Raw genomic sequence first — 5468 nt, forward strand, 5'->3', positions numbered from 1 at the left:
CGCAGGCCAGCCAGGACAATCCTGATCTTCTCTTCCGCTGAATACTGTTTACGGGTCTTCCGCTTGATGCCTCTGACCAGCTTGTCAGCGGCATCCTTGCTTGTTCCGGATTTCTTGTTCATCTTCGCTCCTTGATGGCTTCGATGAACCAGAAATCCTCCGTTGCTCAAACCCCTAAATCTGTCCGATAGGTGCTGACTTCAGACACGAAGAGGTTTCACAGCAGGGCGCAGACATCATGCCCCGCGGAGCGGTGTGCATAGAAATCCTGAAAAATTCCGGCAACGAGTATCGCGTTGATACCCCGACTCGGGGCACGCAATGGGGCTTCACCGTCAAGCAGGTGAAGGAGCTCGCCGGAGAGCGCTTCCCCGGCCATGTCGCGCCGCGCTTCATCCACCTAATCGCCCAATCCGAAAATCTGTTGCCGTTCGTGCTCGGTGACGACCGCGCGCCAGTGGCCATTCCGGCGCACCGCGATGCTGCCGGCGCGTGGCAGATTTGCAAACCCACTGAAATCCGGCGTATGGGCTTCACCAATACCGCGCGGCGCTTCAACACGATCAATACCCGGCTGCAGACCGTCGGTGCCGGAAACACGCTCGAATACCGGATCAATGTGCGCAACAAGCTGACCAACCAGCAATTCGGCGATGCCGGCTGTCTCGTCCTATCGGGCGCGGGCGGCAAGCATATCTGCGCTGCGTGCCTGCCGCTAACCGAAGCCAACGATCTGGTCATCGATCAGACATTGTACTGGCAGGTTGTGCCAGATGAGGACGAAGCGTGGTTCAGAACCGGCGCGCTCAACAGCAGCGCGCTGACCGAAGCGATCCTGCCGTTCAATCCGGAAGGGGATTTCGGGCCGCGTCACATCCACACGCTTCCCTACCGGCTTATGCCGGCCTTCGATCCAGAGAACGAGGATCATCAGCGCATCGCTGTACTCGCACGCCAGCTCGCCGCGATCGCCGCTGCAGCGGTCGCTGGCGATGCGTATTTCGGTGATCCGAACCGCGCGCTTACGCGGCGCCGTTCCAGGCTGCGCGAAGCGCTGGCCGCAACGGGCGAGAAGAAAGAACTCGAAAGCCTTTGCGCCGCGCTGCTCGGTACAAGCTCACCGGAAGACGAGCTTGAGGTGGGTGGGGCAGTTGGCGATCACAACGTCGGTTGTGACAATGCGATGGATGGCGGTGCGCTTGGCAAGTGATCCAAACAGGACCCATAATCGAGACAGTCATGCTCGGAGTACTAATCACTAAATGCGACCCGGCTTGAGAGTAATTCGTAGCTGAGATGAATAGGGCATTCGATTCAAATACTTGGCCACCTATTCACCAAATTCGCGCAGTCATGAGGTCCGGAGAATATCGGCCCTGAGAGACCGCTTCCGGCCCTCCTGGCGGCTAGGACAGTGCTCAGCCCCTTCCACATAACCCTCGAAGACAAAGAAAAAATCCGGCCGTGGCCGGGTCGGGAGAACGCTTTCGCGAGGGCAAGTGGCGGAGGGGACGGGACTGGGGGCGAACGTTCTCTGGGGAGAGCTCGATGCATGCCGTCCGCCATCATGACCATGGGCAGCACGACGGCGAGCTTCACAAGTTCAGCGGCGCGGTCATTCCGCTTCGCTCCAGGTCCCACCGCGCCTGCCACTTCGAATTGGTCCGCTCCAGCAACAGGTAGTTGCGTTCGGCCACATAGCGCGCCTTCTGCCCCGGAAGGGGCGGGATGCGGATCGGGTGTTCGGGCAACGGATCTTCGCCCAGCCAGGCCAGCGCGCCAAGCACGCGCGCCCAGCCCTTCGGCGGCGGGCGATGGGCGATGCCCGAGGCGGTCAGCTGGTGCAGCTCGAGCCCTTGGCCAAGATCCATGACTGCCCGCGCCGCCAGGTGGATTTCGCCGGAGATGGCCGTGATTCCGTGTCCGTCCCGTCGCGCCATGTCGCGCACGATCCGCAGCATCCGCCGCCACTCGTCCCGATGCGCGCGGCTTTGCCACTGGTCGCGCAGGTCGTCCTCGTATTTCTGCATGCGCGGAATGGAGACCATCAGAAGCTCGAGGAGCGACAGGCGCGGCCCGAGCAGCGGCACGCTGGACATCAGGAATGTATGCCCTTCGAAATCCCGCCGGGCCTCGGCCTCGATCGCCTGCCAGCCAGCCGCTCCCATGATGTCGCGCCGGGTGCGTTCGGATCGCAGGTCCGGTGCCACGATGCGCAGCCCCGGTCCATGCACAGTCCAGCCGAGATGCACGCCGTCCCGATCCAGAAAGCGCGGCGGAAGATCAACGTCCCGTGCCGCCTGCTGGAAGACGAGGAAGCCTTCCCGCGCCACCGTGAACAGAGTCTGCCCGACCGGGTTATAGGTGCGCGACCGTCTGAGCGATCCCCAGCCGTCACAGATGTCGTGATCGTCCCATTGCATCAGCGAAGGCACGCGCGCGCCGAGCCAGGCGAACGGCGGCGCCGCCAAGAGCGCGACGTAGCGTTCGAAGAACCGTTCACGCAGGTAGTGGCGCAGATCGACCAGATCGGCACGGCCGGGATCGCGCGGGATGCGATCCGGCCAGCCGTCGCTCAGCGGATGGCCCTGCGTGAGCTCGTCGGCGTAAAGCTGGTCGCCGCCGTGCAGCAGCAGAGCCAGCGGGCGCTTGCGGTGCTGGGAGCACAGGCGCTCCCACATGGCGTTGCGCTCGGATTGCGCGCGCTCCATGTCGCCCACCTCTTCGCCATTGCACGACACATATCCCAGTCGCAGGTCGCCAGAGAGGTCGAGCGCCACCTCGAAGCGCTCACCGTTCCAGCAATACTCCGACGCCCGGCCGGTGGGCAGGCGAAAGCGGGTCCGCCATACTGTGCCGCGATCGTAGCGCGCTAGCTCGGCGGGCCGGAATGTCCGCGCGCCGGTTTCGATCGGCGCGGGTTCTTCTCCGGGTCCGGTCACGAACAGGGCCGAGACCTGCGCCTCGTCATCGCACAGGTCGTCAAGAAAGAGGATCGGCCCCACCGGCAGGGTCAGATTTCGCGTCATGTTTCCAGCTCTACCCAACCCTTGCCGGTGGTGGAAAGGCGTGCGCATTCGCGACCCGTCAACCGATGGCGCCCGCCTGGAACAGGACGATCATGTAGGCTGCATAGGCCGCCAGCATGACCGCGCCCCAGAGACGTCCGATGCGCGGCACCAGCGCCAGCAGCCCGAGCAGCAGGACCGAGGCCGCCAGCATGACATGGGTATCAAACTCGCGGAACCGCTCGCTGACCTCGATCGGCAGGATCACGACGGTGGTGCCGAGGATGGCGAGGATGTTGAAGATGTTCGACCCGATCACGTTGCCCAGCACCACGTCGGAATGGCGCCGGATCGCGGCGGTGATCGCGGTGGCCAGTTCGGGCAGCGATGTGCCGACCGCCACCAGAGACAGGCCGATCACCGCATCCGACACGCCAAAGGCCCGCGCGATGTTGACGGCCCCGCCCACCAGCAGGTCAGCCCCGAACACGAGCGCCGCGATACCGGCCACGACGAAGACGGCGGCGACCCAGATGTTGGGCAGGGGGATGTCCTCGAACTCTTCCGCCTCGTGCTCCAAGGTTTCGGATTGCTGGTTGCGCCGCTCGAGCCAGTAGCTTGCGAAGAGATAGCCGAGAAGGACCAGCAGCATCGCTGCGCCCTCGGTTCGTTCGATGAACGCGCCCTGCACCAGCCCGACCAGCACCATCGCCACCAGCGCCGCGACCAGCGCCTCGCGCACCGCCGTGCGTTCCCAGGACAGGATCGGCATGATAGCGACCGAGATCCCGACGATCAGCAGGATGTTGGCGATGTTCGAACCCACCACGTTGCCCAGCGCGATCTCGGGCGCGCCGTCAAGCGCGGCATTGACCGACACCAGCAACTCCGGCGTCGATGTGCCGAAGCCGACGATAACAAGCCCGATCAGAAGCTTGGAAACGCCGAAACGTTCGGCGATGTTGACCGAACCGCGCACCAGGCCCTCGCCACCGACGAAGAGCAGAACAAGGCCAGCGGCCACCAACAGAAGATCATGTGTCATGTGTTTCCTTGAAGCCTAGAGCCATCCGCGCCGTTTGAAATAGAGCCACGGCAGAATCGCGGAGGCTATCATCAGTCCGATAGCGAATGGATAGCCGAAGGGCCATGCCAGTTCCGGCATGTGTTCGAAGTTCATGCCATAGATCGACGCGATCAGCGTCGGAGGCAGGAAGGCGACCGCCACGACCGAAAAGATCTTGATGATCGCGTTCTGCTCGATGTTGATCAGGCCCAGCGTGGCGTCGAGCAGGAAGGTGACCTTCTGCGCGAGAAATCCGGCGTGGTCGGACAGCGAACGGATGTCGTACTCAAGCGTCTTGATCCGCTCGCGCGCGCTGTTTTGGTCCTTGCGCTGCAAGGCCTGCTGGCCGAAAAAGCTGTTCAGGCGCTCCAGCGACATCAGGCTGTCGCGGACCTGCGACGTGAGATCGCCGGCACGGCCGATCGCCTTGAGCGTCGTCTTGAGCGAAACGCCGCCGTCCGTCTCGGGCGCCGTGCCGAAGACAGCGCGCGATATGCCGTCCACGTCGCGACCGATCCGTTCGAGAATGTCGGCAAGACGTTCGACGATGGCCTCGAGAAGCGCCAGCAGGACGGTCTCGCTGCTGTCGCACCCGAGCGGCACCTTCGCCGCGCGGGCCGAGAAGGTCTCGAAAGCGCGCGGGGCGTGGTAGCGCACCGTGAGAAGGGTCGGCCCGGCCAGCACGAACGACACCGGCTGCATGTCCGGCGCGCCGCTGTCGGAAAGGGCCGGAAGCAGCGCGGTCATGAACAGGGCGCCGTCCTCGGAATAGAGCCGCGACGAGATCTCGATCTTCTGCATCTCGTCGCGGGTGGGCACATCGATGCCGACCAGGCGCTCGACGTCGGCCTCCTCCGCGGCGGAGAGGGCGAAGAGGTCGATCCAGACGGGCGTGACCCCCGCGCCCGGCAATCCGGGTCGTGCAGCCAGTCGCCCGGCCTGAAGTTCATAGGAAGTCATCATGCCTGGCCGCGCCTCGAGACCGCTGCTGTTGGCCGATCGATCACCAACGGTTCACCCTGATCGTGATACCGGTCCGGTCAAAAGTCGAAGAGATCGCTCAGAAACGACTCGCGCTTCTTCTTGTAGGGGCGCGCGTCACGATAACCGCGCGGATCGTCGCGATAGCGCTCTTCACGATGACGTTCCTCGCGCCTCGGCTCGGGCGCGGAGGGCACCGAACGCTCGATGATCTTGTCCAACTCGCCCCGATCCAGCCAGACGCCACGGCATTTCGGGCAATAGTCGATTTCGACGCCGCTGCGTTCGGTCATGACCAGCGGTTCTCCGTCAATCGGGCATTTCATCGGAATTCTCCTTTCCGGCCCAGTTTGCCTTTGTCAAACGGCACGGCAATTGATTTCCACAAGATGGGAGGAAAAAAATCTTGCGGG

The 5468-nt window shown here is 63.5% G+C and carries 5 protein-coding genes; 1 reads left to right on the forward strand and 4 read right to left on the reverse strand.

The genetic code is table 11. From position 1 onward, the window contains the following. Window positions 1-238 precede the first annotated feature (238 nt). On the forward strand, window positions 239-1210 hold the full coding sequence (locus F3H26_RS19005; protein ID WP_149777535.1) for a hypothetical protein: 972 nt from the start codon (window positions 239-241) through the stop codon (window positions 1208-1210). 385 nt (window positions 1211-1595) lie between these two features. Here F3H26_RS19005 and F3H26_RS19010 read toward each other — a convergent pair whose 3' ends face one another. The 4 genes from F3H26_RS19010 to F3H26_RS19025 form a co-directional block, all read right to left on the reverse strand. Beyond that, window positions 1596-3029: an alkaline phosphatase D family protein gene (locus tag F3H26_RS19010; RefSeq protein ID WP_149777536.1), complete on the reverse strand. Its 1434-nt coding sequence runs from the start codon at window positions 3027-3029 to the stop codon at window positions 1596-1598. Window positions 3030-3087: 58 nt separating this feature from the next. Then, window positions 3088-4053, reverse strand: coding sequence for a calcium/sodium antiporter (locus F3H26_RS19015; RefSeq protein ID WP_149777537.1), 966 nt, complete (start codon window positions 4051-4053; stop codon window positions 3088-3090). 15 nt (window positions 4054-4068) lie between these two features. After that, on the reverse strand, window positions 4069-5037 hold the full coding sequence (locus F3H26_RS19020; RefSeq protein ID WP_149777538.1) for a magnesium transporter CorA family protein: 969 nt from the start codon (window positions 5035-5037) through the stop codon (window positions 4069-4071). A gap of 77 nt (window positions 5038-5114) precedes the next feature. Continuing rightward, window positions 5115-5381 (reverse strand): TFIIB-type zinc ribbon-containing protein, encoded by a 267-nt coding sequence (locus tag F3H26_RS19025; protein WP_149777539.1) that lies wholly within the window; start codon window positions 5379-5381, stop codon window positions 5115-5117. Window positions 5382-5468 lie beyond the last annotated feature (87 nt).

This window comes from Ruegeria intermedia (assembly GCF_900129345.1).
GTDB lineage: Bacteria > Pseudomonadota > Alphaproteobacteria > Rhodobacterales > Rhodobacteraceae > Ruegeria > Ruegeria intermedia.

Excerpts from the sequence above, each read along its gene's own strand:
- F3H26_RS19005 (WP_149777535.1), top strand. The coding sequence starts at position 239 with ATGCCCCGCGGAGCGGTGTGCATAGAAATCCTGAAAAATTCCGGCAAC.
- F3H26_RS19020 (WP_149777538.1), bottom strand. The coding sequence starts at position 5,037 with ATGATGACTTCCTATGAACTTCAGGCCGGGCGACTGGCTGCACGACCC.
- F3H26_RS19025 (WP_149777539.1), bottom strand. The coding sequence starts at position 5,381 with ATGAAATGCCCGATTGACGGAGAACCGCTGGTCATGACCGAACGCAGC.
- F3H26_RS19010 (WP_149777536.1), bottom strand. The coding sequence starts at position 3,029 with ATGACGCGAAATCTGACCCTGCCGGTGGGGCCGATCCTCTTTCTTGAC.
- F3H26_RS19015 (WP_149777537.1), bottom strand. The coding sequence starts at position 4,053 with ATGACACATGATCTTCTGTTGGTGGCCGCTGGCCTTGTTCTGCTCTTC.